The 14,530-nt window shown below is 69.2% G+C and carries 10 protein-coding genes; 5 read left to right on the top strand and 5 right to left on the bottom strand.

Features of this window, described 5'->3' with window-relative positions; translation table 11 throughout:
• Positions 1-103 precede the first annotated feature (103 nt).
• The gene (rpsA, locus tag P2L57_RS15000; protein WP_275814181.1) at positions 104-1,603 is read left to right on the top strand and encodes a 30S ribosomal protein S1; all 1,500 of its coding nucleotides are present in this window, start codon (positions 104-106) and stop codon (positions 1,601-1,603) included.
• Positions 1,604-1,678: 75 nt separating this feature from the next.
• Here rpsA and P2L57_RS14995 read toward each other — a convergent pair whose 3' ends face one another.
• Complete coding sequence (locus tag P2L57_RS14995; RefSeq protein WP_275814178.1) at positions 1,679-4,276, bottom strand: GH92 family glycosyl hydrolase; 2,598 nt, start codon at positions 4,274-4,276, stop codon at positions 1,679-1,681.
• Positions 4,277-4,643: 367 nt separating this feature from the next.
• On the opposite strand from P2L57_RS14995, the gene P2L57_RS14990 reads away from it, so the two are divergent.
• Both P2L57_RS14990 and coaE read left to right on the top strand, forming a co-directional pair.
• On the top strand, positions 4,644-5,576 hold the full coding sequence (locus P2L57_RS14990) for a PAC2 family protein (protein WP_275814175.1): 933 nt from the start codon (positions 4,644-4,646) through the stop codon (positions 5,574-5,576).
• A gap of 170 nt (positions 5,577-5,746) precedes the next feature.
• Positions 5,747-6,361: a dephospho-CoA kinase gene (gene coaE, locus P2L57_RS14985; RefSeq protein ID WP_275814172.1), complete on the top strand. Its 615-nt coding sequence runs from the start codon at positions 5,747-5,749 to the stop codon at positions 6,359-6,361.
• Here the strand turns inward: coaE and P2L57_RS14980 are convergent.
• Together P2L57_RS14980 and P2L57_RS14975 are read right to left on the bottom strand one after the other, a co-directional pair.
• Entirely contained in the window at positions 6,345-8,729 is a 2,385-nt protein-coding gene (locus P2L57_RS14980) for an alpha-L-fucosidase (RefSeq protein ID WP_275814170.1), read from the bottom strand. The two genes, coaE and P2L57_RS14980, sit on opposite strands and share 17 nt — an antisense overlap.
• 169 nt (positions 8,730-8,898) lie before the next feature.
• The gene (locus tag P2L57_RS14975) at positions 8,899-10,455 is read right to left on the bottom strand and encodes a N,N-dimethylformamidase beta subunit family domain-containing protein (RefSeq protein ID WP_275814167.1); all 1,557 of its coding nucleotides are present in this window, start codon (positions 10,453-10,455) and stop codon (positions 8,899-8,901) included.
• 379 nt (positions 10,456-10,834) lie between these two features.
• Between P2L57_RS14975 and P2L57_RS14970 the strand changes: the two genes are divergently transcribed.
• Both P2L57_RS14970 and P2L57_RS14965 read left to right on the top strand, forming a co-directional pair.
• A complete protein-coding gene (locus P2L57_RS14970) occupies positions 10,835-11,227 on the top strand; it encodes a tetratricopeptide repeat protein (RefSeq protein ID WP_275814164.1) in 393 nt (130 codons plus the stop codon).
• Positions 11,228-11,342: 115 nt separating this feature from the next.
• Positions 11,343-12,074 carry a DUF7873 family protein gene (locus P2L57_RS14965; protein ID WP_275814162.1) on the top strand — a complete coding sequence of 244 codons (732 nt, stop codon included), beginning with the start codon at positions 11,343-11,345 and terminating at the stop codon, positions 12,072-12,074.
• A gap of 382 nt (positions 12,075-12,456) precedes the next feature.
• Here the strand turns inward: P2L57_RS14965 and P2L57_RS14960 are convergent, their stop codons facing one another.
• Complete coding sequence (locus P2L57_RS14960) at positions 12,457-13,893, bottom strand: WGR domain-containing protein (RefSeq protein WP_275814159.1); 1,437 nt, start codon at positions 13,891-13,893, stop codon at positions 12,457-12,459.
• Positions 13,894-13,970: 77 nt separating this feature from the next.
• Positions 13,971-14,513, bottom strand: a complete 543-nt coding sequence (locus P2L57_RS14955) for a methylated-DNA--[protein]-cysteine S-methyltransferase (RefSeq protein WP_275814156.1) — start codon at positions 14,511-14,513, stop codon at positions 13,971-13,973.
• Between the last annotated feature and the right edge of the window lie 17 nt (positions 14,514-14,530).

Below are 14,530 nucleotides of genomic sequence, written 5' to 3'. Positions count from 1 at the left end.
ACGGATCCCCCGCCTCGAAGCTGTCCGGAATCGGCAGAGGCGATACGGGCTCTCGGCGTAGCAGTACCTACGACTTACTGTCCGTACCGGAGTCCTTTCCCTAATGACGAGCAGCACCGAGGCCCCTCGCACCACCCCGCAGGTGGCGGTCAACGACATTGGTTCCGAGGAAGCCTTCCTCGCCGCGATCGACGAGACGATCAAGTACTTCAACGACGGCGACATCGTCGACGGCGTCATCGTGAAGGTCGACCGGGACGAGGTCCTGCTCGACATCGGTTACAAGACCGAAGGCGTCATCCCCTCCCGCGAGCTTTCGATCAAGCACGACGTCGACCCGAACGAGGTCGTCGCCGTGGGTGACGAGATCGAGGCCCTGGTTCTCCAGAAGGAGGACAAGGAAGGCCGCCTGATCCTCTCCAAGAAGCGCGCTCAGTACGAGCGTGCCTGGGGCACCATCGAGAAGATCAAGGAAGAGGACGGCATCGTCACCGGTACCGTCATCGAGGTCGTCAAGGGTGGTCTCATCCTCGACATCGGCCTCCGTGGCTTCCTCCCCGCCTCCCTGGTCGAGATGCGCCGCGTCCGCGACCTGCAGCCGTACGTCGGCAAGGAGCTCGAGGCCAAGATCATCGAGCTGGACAAGAACCGCAACAACGTGGTCCTGTCCCGCCGTGCCTGGCTGGAGCAGACCCAGAGCGAGGTCCGCCAGACCTTCCTCACCACCCTGCAGAAGGGCCAGGTGCGCTCCGGCGTCGTCTCCTCCATCGTCAACTTCGGTGCCTTCGTGGACCTGGGTGGCGTCGACGGTCTGGTGCACGTCTCCGAGCTGTCCTGGAAGCACATCGACCACCCGTCCGAGGTCGTCGAGGTCGGCCAGGAGGTCACGGTCGAGGTCCTGGACGTCGACATGGACCGCGAGCGCGTCTCCCTGTCGCTCAAGGCGACCCAGGAAGACCCGTGGCAGCAGTTCGCCCGGACCCACCAGATCGGTCAGGTCGTCCCGGGTAAGGTCACCAAGCTCGTTCCGTTCGGTGCGTTCGTCCGCGTCGACGAGGGCATCGAGGGCCTGGTCCACATCTCCGAGCTGGCCGAGCGCCACGTGGAGATCCCGGAGCAGGTCGTCCAGGTCAACGACGAGATCTTCGTCAAGGTCATCGACATCGACCTGGAGCGCCGCCGCATCAGCCTCTCGCTGAAGCAGGCCAACGAGTCCTTCGGCGCCGACCCGGCCTCGGTCGAGTTCGACCCGACCCTCTACGGCATGGCCGCGTCCTACGACGACCAGGGCAACTACATCTACCCCGAGGGCTTCGACCCGGAGGCCAACGACTGGCTGCCGGGCTACGAGAAGCAGCGCGAGGAGTGGGAGCGCCAGTACGCCGAGGCGCAGCAGCGCTTCGAGCAGCACCAGGCGCAGGTCATCAAGTCCCGCGAGGCCGACGCCGAGGCGGCGGCCGAGGGCGGCCAGGCCGCTCCGCAGGGCGGCGGCCAGGCGTCCGGTGGCTCGTACTCCTCGGAGTCGGCCGACACCTCCGGCGCCCTGGCTTCGGACGAGGCGCTGGCCGCGCTTCGCGAGAAGCTGGCCGGTGGCCAGAGCTGAACGGCTCCCGCTGAGGGTTAGCTAGTACGAAGCCCGCTCCCCCGGAAGGGGGAGCGGGCTTCGTCGTTCACTCGATCAGGTGACTGTGATGGTCACGGTACGGGTGATGGTGGCGCCGTCGCCGTCCTTCACCCGGACCGCCACCTGATACGTCCCGGCCGCGGTGCCCGGAGGAACCGTCACCTGGACCGGTACCTCGGCGGTGGCGGGCAGGTTGTCGGAACGCTGACTCAACTGCCGCTGCGCCGGGTTGGCGGTCAGCGGACCGCTGGGCGCGATGGTCAGCGTGCCGGTCGCGGTTCCCGGATGGGTCAGCACCGCGTCGGCGGTCAGCGTCACACTGCTGCCCGCGGACGCGGTGGCGGTCGGCGGAGCGACCCCGAGCGCCAGATGGTGCTGCGGGACCGGATGGCTGTCGATCGCCGGAGGAGCGTCGGCGGACTTCGTCCCCCATGCGGAGGGTGTGCTGCCCACCGTGAAGGCGAAATCCCGGCCCGCGCGCAGATCGGCCGTCGTCACATACGTCGCCGAACGCGCCCGGCCGCCGATCCGCACCGACTGGATATACCGCTTACTGTCCGAGGTGCCCGGCGCGCTGATGGTCAGACGGCCGTGCGGGTAGTACCGCCGGTCCAAGGTGAGGTCGATCCGGTTGAACACCGGGGTCGTCAGGCCCCAGGTGTCCATGCCGGACGTGACCGGGAAGATCCCGATCGAGGAGAGCACGTCCCATGACGACATCGTCCCCAGGTCGTCGTTTCCGGTGATGCCGTCCGGGGAGTTGGAGAACAGCGTCAGCGCCGCGTGCACCACATCCGTGGTCTTCCACGGCTGCCCGGTGGACAGATACGCGTACGGGGCGAGAAGGTCCGGCTCGTTGTCAGGGTTGTACTTGTCCTGGTTGTAGTAGGTGTACGGGCCGTTCACCCAGACGTTGCGGGCCGTTCCGGCCGGGTCCTGGAGCAACTGCGGGTAGGCGAAGAAGGAGTCAAGCCGCTTGTTGGTGGCGTCCGCGCCGCCGATCAGTTTCACCAGTCCCGGCATGTCCTGCGGGACGAGCCACAGGTACTGCCAGGCTGTGCCCTCGTGGAATCCGACACTGCTCTTGGGGTCCGCCGGCCCGGTGAAGACCCCTTGCGGGTCACGCGCCCGGAAGAACCCGGTGCGCTGGTCGAAGATGTTGCGGTAGTTCTGACCGCGCGCGAAGTAGCGCCGGGCATCCGCCTCATGGCCGAGCTTGTGCGCCATGGTGCCCAGGGCGGCGTCCGCCAGCGCGTACTCCAGCGTGGCCGACGGCCCGTGGTCGTAGTCGAAGTCGCCCGGCTTGTGCGGGGCGTTGGGGTCCAGCGGTACGTAACCGTCCACCAGATAGCGCGAATTGCCGCCGCGTCCCTCATAGGGGGAGCCGGCGGGCGGCACCGAGTCGGCGTTCCTCTTCAGCGCCTGGTACGCCTCGTCCTCGTGGCCGGCCAACAGCCCCTGGTTGTAGGCGTTCACCAGGAACGGGGTGACCGGGTCGCCGGTCATGATGTTGGTCTCGACGGTGGCGTAGCCCCACTTGGGCAGCCAGCCGCCCTGTGCGTTCACCTTCAGTAGCGATATCGCCATGTCCCGCATCTCGGCGGGCGCGAGCAGGGACAACAGCTGCGCCTGGGTGCGGTAGGTGTCCCACAGCGACCAGTTCTGGTAGTAGGTGAACCCGTCGGTCTTGTGTACGCGGCCGTCCCAACCGGTGTAGGAGCCGTCCACGTCGCTGCCCGTGTTGGGTGACAGCAGGGCGCGGTAGAGCGAGGAGTAGAAGCTGCGGCGGCGCTCATCGGTTCCGCCCTGCACCCGTACCTGCTCCAGCCGCCGCTCCCAGGCCTGTTGGGCTGCCCGGGCGGTGCTGTCGAAGGTTCCGCGCCCCTCCTGGGCGAGGTTGCGCTTGGCCCCGTCGATACTCACATAGCTGATCGCGGTGGTGGCGGTGACCGTGCGCTGGGCCGTGGTGTCGAAGCGGACGTAGGCGCCGCGCGGCCCGCCGCCGGACGAGGAGCCGGATCCAGCGGTGACCGTACCGCCGGTCCAGGTGCCGTGCTCGGTGAACGGCCGGTCGAAGCGGGTGACCGTGTACACCGTGTACGGCCTGGTGTCCTGGCAGAAGCCGTGCCCGGTGATCGCGGTGGCCACCGTGCGGTTGTCCAGCACGGTGACCGTGCTGGAGGTGACGCTGTGCAGCGCCTGGCCGCTGTTGAGCAGCACATTGGCCTTGGTGGTGGCCGGGAAGGTGTAGCGCTGCCACCCGGTGCGGGTGGAGGCCGTCAGCTCCGCGGTAATGCCGCCGTAGGAGGACAGCCCCACCCGGTAGTAGCCGGGCGATGCCTTCTCCTGGGTGTGCGAGTAGGAGGCGGCGTATTTCGCGTAGTCGGTCGAGGAGATATCGCCGGTGGTGGGCAGCACCGGCAGGTCACCGCCGAGCCCGCAGCCCACCCCGGACAGATGCACCGCGCTGAACCCGCGGATGCTGCTCTGGTCGTAGTCGTAGCCGGTGTCGTGCCCGGTGTCGGGGGAGAGCTGCACCATTCCGAACGGCACGGCGGCGCCGGGGTAGGTGTTCCCCGCGTTCTGCGTCCCGATGAACGGGTTGACCAGGTCGGTGAGTTGGCCGCCTGAGGTGGGGGAGGCGTGTGCCATGGAAGTCAGTGTGCCCGTGAAGAAGGCCGCCGCGAAGACGGCGACCAAAGGTGCCCGCAGGCGCGGGCCGAGCGATCTCACGCCGCGCAGAGCTGCCGCTCCGCGCGGGGTTCTGCCACGTGGTGTTCTGGGTGGTTTCGTTGTGCCGCGATGCGTCGGTGGATGGCTCAAGGCTCGGCGTCCCTTCATCATGACATCGTTGTCAGTCCGGGGGCTGCGCACGGCAACTCGGTGGATCTTCGGCCTCGCCGGCCTGCACTGTCAAGGTCGCGTCAACTCAAGGTGACGGTCTTGTGGTTGACGGCGCGGGAATGTCGGTGCGGACCCGTACGTTGGTAGCAGGGGAGAGTGGGAAGGGACGGTCACGGTGCTGGATCCGCAGGGTTTGTATGAGTTGGAGCCGGAAGGCGTCGAAGCGGTCGATTCCGCGGACGCCGGCGGCTTGGTGCTGCTCTACCACCTGGAGGGCTTCATCGACGCGGGTGACACCGGCGAGCAACTCGTCGACGAGCTCCTGGAGAATCTCGAACACCAGGTCGTGGCCCGCTTCGAGGTGGACCAGCTGCTCGACTACCGGGCTCGCCGCCCGCTCATGACGTTCCACCGCGACCACTGGTCGGGCTATGAGACGCCCGAGCTCGCGCTGCGTCTGATGAGTGACACCACGGGCACCCCGTTCCTGCTGCTGTCCGGGCCGGAGCCGGATGTGCAGTGGGAGCGGTTCGCCGAGGCGGTCGGCGGGCTGGTCGAGCGGTTCGGTGTCCGTCTGTCGATCAACTTCCACGGCATCCCGATGGGCGTGCCGCACACCCGCCCGGTAGGGCTGACGCCGCATGGCAACCGCACCGACCTCACGCCGGGCCACCGCAGCTGGTTCGACGAGGCACAGGTCCCCGGAAGCGCGGACTCGCTGATCGAACTGCGGCTGGCGGAAGCGGGGCACGATGTGCTGGGCGTCGCCGCCCATGTGCCGCACTATCTGGCCCGCTCTCCGTACCCGGACGCCTCGCTCGCGGTGCTGGAGGCGATCACCGCCGCCACCGGCCTGGTGCTGCCCGGCCCCGCCCACGAGCTGCGCGCGCAGGCGTACACGGTCCAGTCCGAGATCGAGCGGCAGATCTCCGAAGGCGATGCCGAGTTGACCTCGGTGGTACGCGGGTTGGAGAACCAGTACGACGCCCTGGCGGGCGCCGGCGGCCGGGAGAACCTCATCGCCGAGCCCGTCGACCTGCCCTCCGCCGATGACCTGGGCGCCGAGTTCGAGCGCTTCCTCGCCGAGCGCGAGGCCGACGGGGGGTGAGCCTGCCCGTCCGGCCGATCGTGGCCGGGGTTGCGGCGGGCCTGGCGCCGCGGCTCCGCCCCGGCGCGGTGGCTCGCCGCCGAGGTCGCCCGGTGGCGCCGAACCCGGCGCATCCCGAACCGGCCGTACCCCGAAGCACAGATCCGCCGGAAGGGTCCTAGGCTGAGCCCGTGCTGAAGGTGGGACTGACCGGCGGTATCGGCGCCGGCAAGAGTGAGGTGTCACGGCTGTTCGCCTCCTATGGCGCGGTCGTGATCGACGCCGACCGGATCGCCCACGAGGTGGTGGAGCCGGGGACGCCCGGGCTGGCCGCTGTGGTGGCCGAGTTCGGGGAAGAGGTGCTGAACGCCGACGGCAGTCTGGACCGGCCGAAGCTCGGCGGCATCGTCTTCGCCGACCCGGACCGGCTGGGGGCGCTCAACGCGATCGTGCATCCACTGGTCGGCCGCCGCTCCGCGGAGCTGGAGGCCGCCGCGGCCGACGATGCCATCACCGTCCACGACGTACCGCTGCTCACCGAGAACGGCCTGGCACCGCTGTACGACGTGGTGGTCGTGGTGGACGCCGCCCCGGGCACCCAGCTCGACCGGCTGGTCCGGCTGCGCGGGATGGCCGAGGACGAGGCGCGCTCCCGGATGGCCGCGCAGGCCACCCGGGAGCAGAGGCTCGCCGTCGCCGATCTGGTGATCGACAACGACGGTCCGCTGGAAGCCCTGGAGCCGCAGGTGCGGAAGGTCTGGGAGGCGCTGCGGGAGCGGGCCTCCCGGATCAGCCGCCCCAACTGACCTTGAACACCCAGGCGTACTCCCCGGCCGCCCGCGCGGCCGCCGGGACCTGGACGGTGAGCGTGCCACCGGTGAACTCCCAGTCCAGGGCGGCGTGGTGGCCGAGCATGGTCACCTTGTCGCCCTTGCGGATGGGCACCGGCGCCTGGACCACCAGCTTGCTGCCCGGATCCGTGAGCGAGGAGATGTAGAACGCCTGGTTCTGCTTGACGGAGAACCGCAGGTCCCCGAGTTGCGCCATCCGTGACCAGTACGTCGTGCCGTACACCGACTCGCCGTTGACCGCCAGCCAGCGACCGGTCTGGCGGAGCCGGGTCTGCATGATCTCCGGAATGGTGCCGTCCGAGCGCGGCCCGATGTCCAGCAGGAAGTTTCCGTTCTTGCTGACGATGTCGACGAGGGTGTGCACGATCTCCTCGGCCGTCATGTACTTGTCGTCGGGAGTGGCCTGGTTGTAGCCGTAGGAGTGCGGATCCAGGCCCCGGCTCGCCTCCCATTTGGCGATCACGGTGTTGTTGTACGTCGTGTACTCGGGCGTGCTGAAGTCGTGCGGGGCGATGCCGGAGCGGTTGTTGACGGTCACGTCCTTCGGGTGCGGCCGGTTCTTGGCGTGGTTGAAGTACTCCGCCAGCACGTCGTGGCTGTCGTTCACACCACCGATGTCGCACCAGATGATGTCCGGGTCGTAGCCGTGCACCAACTCCCGCATCTGCGGGGCCTGGTAGTCCTTCACGTAGTCCTTGCCCGCGGTGTATCCGGTGTAGGGAACCGGTGCCAGGGTGTACGGATTGCGCGGTGCGTGGCCCATCCACGGGTTGTCCGGGTTGAACCACTCCGGCATCGAGAAGTACAGCCCGTTGTGCAGCTGCGGAGTGTACGTACGCGAGGCCGTGAACAACTCCTTGACCAGGTCCCGGTGCGGACCCATGCGTACCGCGTTGCGGTCCGAGACCTTGGTGTCCCACAGCGCGAAGCCCTCGTGGTGCTTGGAGGTCAGTACGTAGTACTCGGCGCCCGCGTCCCGGAACAGCTCCACCCAGCTGCGCGGGTCGAAGCGCCGCGCGGTGAACATCGGAATGAAGTCGTCGTACGCGAACCCCTCGCCGTACTTCTGCGCGTGGTAGGAGTACACCGGATTCGACGGACTTTGCAGCGAGTTCCAGTACCACTCGGCGTAGGTGCCGCCCACCGGCGCCCAGGCGGGCACCGAGTAGACACCCCAGTGGATGAAGATCCCGAACTTCGCGTCGTCGAACCAGTAAGGGGCCTGATGGCTGCCGAGGGATGGGTCCGTCGGCTGGTAGTCCGGTGTGCCGAGGGTCAGATCCGTGCGCCGGGCGGCGGCCTGCCCGCCCCTGCCGTTGACGGTGACCGTGCCGGTGCCGCCCGTACCCGGCTTCGTGCCGGCGGAGTTGCGGATGCCGACCCGGACCCGGGCCTGCTCGCCGGGGGCCAGTGTGGTGACCCGGGCCGGAGCCGCGGTCCGGGCGCCGTTCACCTCGACGCCCACGGTCACCGCGTCGGCGGCGCCGATCCACACCGTGCCCGCGTTGACCACGGTCGCCTCGACGCTCTGCGTACGGGGATCCAGCAGCGAGTTGGTGGAGGCGGCGGTTCGCAGCTGCAACGCCCGGCCTTGGGCGGCCGGTTGCAGGGACAGCGCGAAGACGTGCAGCGCCGGGGAGTTGGCCTTGGCGGGACCGATGACGGGCAGGGTGATCGCGACCGCGTGGCGGGCCGGGTCCAGCCAGAGCTCCGCGGTGCCGATGGAGACCGGATGCTGGTCGGTGCCGCCCGGGGCGTAGCGGAACGCCGTGGTCAGCACACCGCTGCCGCCCGAGTACCAGTCGGTGCCGCCGAGTTGGGCCTGTGATGTGCTGCCGTCCTGGTACGTCACGGTGGCGGTGCCGGACGCGTCACCGTAGCTGCACGCCACCAGGAACTGGGCCGAGAGACAGGGGCCCGGCGCTGGCAGGGTGATCCGCTGGCCCGTCGCCACCAGGTTGTTCTTGGCGCCCGCGGCCGACGAGGGGAACAGGAACGGTACGCCGCCCACCACCGTGCGCCCGGCGGGTGGCAACTGCTCGCCGGGAAAGGTGTAACCGGAACCGTCGAAGTCACCGCCGCGAGCGGCCGCGGTGTCGATGCCGTCGTTGTCGAAGTAGCTGCCGAGGGGCACCGGAATCGCTTCGGGAACGGTGACCCAGAGGTCACCGGCACCGGTCGGCCGCGCGGCCGCGGCGTACGCGGTTCCGGCGGTGCCGAGGGAGGTGGCGAACGGGGCGGCGGCTGCCGCGCCCAACGCCGTGCCGAGCAGTCGGCGCCGGGGAAGGCCGCCGGAGTCATTGCGTCCGGGGGAGTCGTTCATGTGCCCTCCGATGGGTGCGTTGTCGCATGGAGTGGCTCAACCGGATGGATTCATCCGATGACTCATCTTTGGGAGGGCACTAAGGGGTGTCAATAGACCGAACAGCACCGATTGTTGGCGCAGAGATCTGATGTTTGATGAAGCTGGTGAGGGCCTCACATCGGAGGTGTCACCACAGGTCCTGCTTGGCCCAGATCGGGTCGCCGTCGTACGGGTGGAAGTTCTCCAGGTTGTCCTTCGCCGGATGGGTGCGTCCGGCGGGGCCCGCCGCGAAGACGCGGAAGAGGTTCTCGGTGACCCGTGAGGTGAACTCGGCGGTGTGCGGCGGTATCCCGTGCCCCGGATCGTCGGTGAGCGACTCCACCCATCGCATGGTGCCGGTGTTGAACACCCCCGCACCGCTGGCGGCGGTGTAGTAAGCGGAGTCCCCGAAGGAGCGCACTCCCCGGCACACCACCTTGGAGTGGGCGACGATCTCGATGGGACGCGGAGTGTTCTGCCCGGCGTTGACCCGGTCGTATTCGGTGCCGACCAGGTTGCGGAATGCCGTCCCCCGGGTGGCGCCGGTCCCCTCGAACAGCCAGTGCCCCGGGTCGGCCACCACATACGGGGCGGACGTCGGATTCGACTCGTACAACGTGCCGGTCATCGAGTTCTCCGGGCGGGCGTGCGGCACCTCGCGCCAGTCGGTGGTGACGGCCGCGTCGTCCCTCCCGTTCATCGGGTCGTGCGGCCAGTCGGTCTTGTAGCAGACCACCAGGTGGCGATCGCCGCCCGGCGTGGGCTCAAGGCGGATCCGGCGGAAGCAGGCGTTCGCGCCCAGGAAGGCGAGGTTGCATCCCGCGTCCCGGGCGGCGGTGACCCGATCGCGCATCGCCGGGGTCCAGTACTCGTCATGTCCGAGCGAGACGATCGCATGGGCGCCGCGCAGCAGCTGGGGGTCGCGGTCGATGTCCATGGTCGTCACATAGCCGAGCGGCAGCCCCAGCTTCTCCGCGAGGGCTATGACGGGCTGCTCGTAGGTGGTGAACAGCGGCGCGCCGTTGTTGTCGTACGGACGGTCGCAACTGACCGCCAGCGAGCGGTTGTCGTAGTCGGACTTGCCGCCGGGGCCCCGGTAGAGGCTGCGGCCGCCCCAGGTGTTGTACGCCTGCCAGGTGCCCACCGCGTTGACCAGCACCAGCTTGCCCGCGGTGGACGCGGACCGGACGGTGATCGGCACATACCGCTGCTCTCCGGAGTCGGCGGTGAGCCGGATCAGATAGGCGCCCTCCGGCCATCCCCGGGTACTGATCGCCATGGACGGCTGCCATCCCGCCAAGACGGTACGGGTACCGCTCTGCGCCGCCGGAATCGGCTGGGCGCCGCCGGATGTTCGCTCCGAGGACCACACCTGGCGCGCCTGGGCGCCGCCGTACCAGCCCAGGCGGAAGGCCTCGGCGCGAAAGCCCTTGGCGATCGTGGAGACATGGAGATGGAACGTCTCGCCGGGGAGCACGCTGACCTGGTCCGGGTAGCCCTCCACCGCCCGGTCGGCGCCGCGGTGCCTCAGCCCCCAGTCGCGGTCGCCGGGCAGGTTGTTCTCGGCGGCCACCGGGGCCGGGGCGGTCGGCCGCGGCGCACCGGTGCGTCCGCTGCCCGAGGCGAATCCGGCCGCGAGCGCGCCCGCGCCCACGCCCGCGGTGGTGCCGAGGAAGTGCCGACGGTCCCAGTCCGCGTTGTCCATGAGGCGCTCCTCAACGGTTGCCCGGCGGATACCGACCGCATCACCGGCCATCGGTCACTCTGTGCACCCTGGCGTGTGCACTCGGTGATGAATTCGGTTCCGTCCCATGGGATCCACCGTGCAGTGAGCGCGCGCTCCTCGCAGCTCGCAGCGGCTGAGCGGACGTGCGGCGGGCGCGGTGCGGCCACGACCGGGCCCGTTCCGGCTCCGGCGGCCGTCCCGGGCGAGCGGTATGGGCATTGCTCCAGATAGGCAATGCCATCGAGGGGCCAGGCCGGGGGCGATGCCGGGCCGGGAATGCGGTTGCGCGGGTCGATGTTGGGTACTCCTGGGACGGTGGACGGCCGTAGACAGACCGCGCCCTTGGAAGGAGGCGGACGTGCCCGAGCGCACCCCGGAGACCAACGTCATCGACTACCGCGCCGCGGAACAACTACTCGCTGCCAACGACCCCCGCGGTGCGGTGAAGCTGCTCGACGCGCTGATCGCCGTTCATCCGGAGAGCACCTCGGCCCGCCTGATGCGCGCCCGTGCCTTCTTCATGGCCGCCCAACTGCGCGCCGCTGAGCTGGAGTTCCAGATAGTCCTGGAACGTGAACCGGCCAACGCCTTCGCACACTTCGCCCTGGCCCGCACCCTGCAGCGGGCGAACCGCGCCGACGAGGCCAAACGCCACTTCCGCCTCGCCGCGGCGCTCGACCCCAAGCCGGAGTACGTCGAGGCGGCCGGGTTCGACGGCGAGGGCGCGGCCGGGTTCGACGAGGAGAGCTGAGCGGCCGCCGGACCTGCGGCGGGGACCCCGCAGCCTGGGTGGGCGCGCGGCCTGCGCGATCATCGGACGGATATCCATTCGAAGCGGAACGGCCGCGGCTGCTACCGTCCATGCCGTGGCGAAACTCAACCAGATCATCGCAGTCGAGAAGGGCGTCAAGTCCACCTCCCACCAGGACCTGACCACCGCTCACCACGGACTGTCCAAACCCGCGCTGCTCGCCGGGATATCCCGCACCTACCAGCCGAAGGACGAGGAAGGCGAGCAACTGCCCCCGGAATCCACCCGGGTGCAGGTCAAGGCCGAGGATGTGCTCCGGGACACGGCTACCACGCTGACCCGGCTGTTTGACGTCACCGCCACCAAGGACTGGGCGAACTGCGCCGCGCGCGCCGACATCACGGTCGACGGCCGTGTTCTGCTGCGCGAGGTCCCGGTGTCGTATCTGCTCTTCCTGGAGAAGCAGTTGGCCGAACTGGGCGCCTTCGTACGCAAGTTGCCGGTGCTGGACGGGGCCGAGTCCTGGTCCCTCGACCCGTCGACCGACTGGTGGCGCACCGAGCCGGTCCGCACGGTGCGTACGAAGAAGGTGCCGCGCAACCACGTCAAGGCCGAGGCCACCGACAAGCACCCCGCGCAGGTCGAGGTGTACTACGAGGACGTGCCGGTCGGCTACTGGACGACCGTGAAGTTCTCCGGCGCACTTCCCGCGCGGCGGGTCAACGAACTGCTGGCCCGGGTGGAGAAGCTGCAGCAGGCCGTGAAGTTCGCCCGCGAGGAGGCGAACGGAACCGAGGTCACCGACCAGCACGTCGGCGACGCGGTCTTCGGCTACCTCTTCGGGTAGCGCCTCGTATACCGTTGTGAACTCCCCGGCCGCCCGAGTGCGGTTGGGGTGCGCGAGGAGCGCAAGCTGAATCTGAAGCTTGTCGTGACGGCGCGGTCCGGGCACTGAACCCGGATCGCGATCAATCTCAGACTCTCGCTCCAGACTCAGCATTCGCCGCCGATCGCCGAACCGACCGAGCCGGGCTTGGTCGTCGGATGCCGGTTCAAGTCCGGCCCGCGCAGCTGATCGATGCGTGGTAGTTCAAAGGCAGAACACGACGACATAAGACTGATCCGAGCTCTCAACCGGTCCGGCGTGCCCAAGACGGCGGCATTCCAGGGCTCGGGGGCAGGCTACGCCCCCGGGCCCGCTCCCGTTTGCGCCGCTCGTCGGACAGCGGTCACACCAACCGCCTGATGTCCCCCCGGACCCGGTAGAAGCCGCCCGAGGACGGGTGGACCGCGTCGACGACATAGCGGGCTCCGGCTTGCCGTATGTGCCGTGGGAACTGCACGTTCCAGGCCGGGTCGTAGCCGTCGGAGACCACGTGCACCCGTAGCCGTCCGCCGTCCTGGACGCACTCGACCAGGACGCCGCCGCCCACCCCGGCGGCGGCCGAAACCGTCGACACGGTGGTGCTCGGGGTGTACGTGGGCAGGGCGGCGGCCGACTTGATGTCCACGGCGGTCGGGACCGTGCCGGACTGGGCGGCGGCGATCGCCCCGGCGCCGGCGTCGACGCAGACGAGCGAGCCGTCGGTGGTGACCATGTAGAGCTTCTCGTCCAGGTACTGCATCGACAGGGCCGAACCGCCGCCGGTGCCCAGTTTCCACAGCCGGTTGCCGTCCGGGTCGAAGCAGTACACGGAGGATGCCGAGTCCCCCGCGAAGACATGGCGCCCGCCGGGAGCGGTGGCGCACGAGTACACCGCGGCGTCGCACGAGTACCTGGCCTGTACCTGGCCGGTCGCCTTCGACAGCCGCTGTACGACATGGCGGTCGGTGCCCGCGTAGACCGACTCGTCCTCCTGCCAGCCGAACAGCACCGCGCCGGTGGTCGGTGTGTGCCACAGCTCCCCGCCGCCGTCGGGCGCGTAGGCGGTCACACCGCGCTGGTGCCCGTGGTAGACCGCGGACTCGTCGGCCCGCACCATCCAGGCGTGGGCACCGGAGCTCTTCCGCGACCACTGGTACTCGTCCTCGTGGTCGATGACCGTCAACCCGCCGTTGCGGTCAGCGACGTTGAGCACGCCCTCGTGGATGTCCAGCCAGAAGATGTCGACATCCGAGGCGATCTCGTAAGCGGCGAAGGGCAGTTTGCCGGACAGGTCGTAGACGGCGCCGTCGTCGCAGCCCGCGTAGATCCAGAAGTCGTCCGCGACCAGGCACTTGACGCCGTCCGGGAGCTGGTAGCGGGCCAGCACCTCGCCGTCGTGACCCAACGTGTAGACGTCACCTGACTGGTTGCCCACCCAGCACCGGTCCTCCCCGATGTGGATGCCGAACGCCGAGGCGCCGGTGCGGAACCGCCACAGCACGGGAGCCACGGCACGCGCCGTGGACGGCGCGGACGTCACCTGGCGGCGGGTCACCGGGCGGGCTGCCCGCTGGCCCTGGACGGCTGGCGCGTATCCCTTGCGGACCTTCTCGGCTATCTTCCTGGCCGCCGCTGCCTGCGCCTTCTCGACCGTCGGGAACGTGGACGTCTGCGCCTGCCCGGCGGCACCGATGCGTCCGTAGCGCACTGAGACGGTGACGCCGTCCACCGTCACCTCGTAGAACTTGTGTGCTCCGCCGCCGGTTTCGGACAGCTCCAGATACGTCTGCGTACGCGACACGACCAGCCCCTCTCCGGGGAGCCACAGCGGCCCACCCCCACTGGTCGGGAACGCTAGGGCCTGCCACTGACAATCGATCAGAACAGCGGCTCTGGCAGTACGCCTTCCAGCGCCAGCAACGTGCGCTTGATCTCCAGACCGCCGCCGAAGCCGCCGATACCGCCGTCGCTCTCCACGACGCGGTGGCACGGCACGACCACCGGAAGCGGGTTGGAGCCCATCGCCACTCCGACCGCGCGGGCGGCTCCCGGCTCGCCCACCCGGTTGGCGAGCGTCTGGTACCCGACGACCGTGCCGTACGGGACGCCTTCGGTCAGCTCATGCAGCACCCGGCGGTTGAAGCCGGTGGACAGCGACCAGTCGAGGGGAATGGAGAAGTCGCGCAGCGTACCGGCGAAGTACTCGTCGAGCTCGCGTATCGCCTGGGCCAGGTGATGGGTGTCGGACTGGACCGGCTCGGTGCCGAAGCGGGCGGCGAGCCGGGCCACGGCGCCGCGCGCGGTCCGCCCGTCGGCCCGGAAGACGACGTTGACCAGGCCGTCCTCCGTCGCGGCGAGGAGCAGCGGCCCGATCGGTGTGTCCTGTAGGGACCAGCTCACGGTCCGGTTCGATTCCGTCACTCGGCCAGCCTAGGACC

The organism is Streptantibioticus ferralitis (genome assembly GCF_029223525.1).
In the GTDB taxonomy this organism is placed as follows: domain Bacteria; phylum Actinomycetota; class Actinomycetes; order Streptomycetales; family Streptomycetaceae; genus Streptantibioticus_A; species Streptantibioticus_A ferralitis.
Note: the sequence above shows the minus strand (reverse complement) of the source record. Positions and strands in the feature narration are given on the sequence as shown.

Excerpts from the sequence above, each read along its gene's own strand:
- rpsA (WP_275814181.1), top strand. The coding sequence starts at position 104 with ATGACGAGCAGCACCGAGGCCCCTCGCACCACCCCGCAGGTGGCGGTC.
- P2L57_RS14995 (WP_275814178.1), bottom strand. The coding sequence starts at position 4,276 with ATGGCACACGCCTCCCCCACCTCAGGCGGCCAACTCACCGACCTGGTC.
- P2L57_RS14980 (WP_275814170.1), bottom strand. The coding sequence starts at position 8,729 with ATGAACGACTCCCCCGGACGCAATGACTCCGGCGGCCTTCCCCGGCGC.
- P2L57_RS14975 (WP_275814167.1), bottom strand. The coding sequence starts at position 10,455 with ATGGACAACGCGGACTGGGACCGTCGGCACTTCCTCGGCACCACCGCG.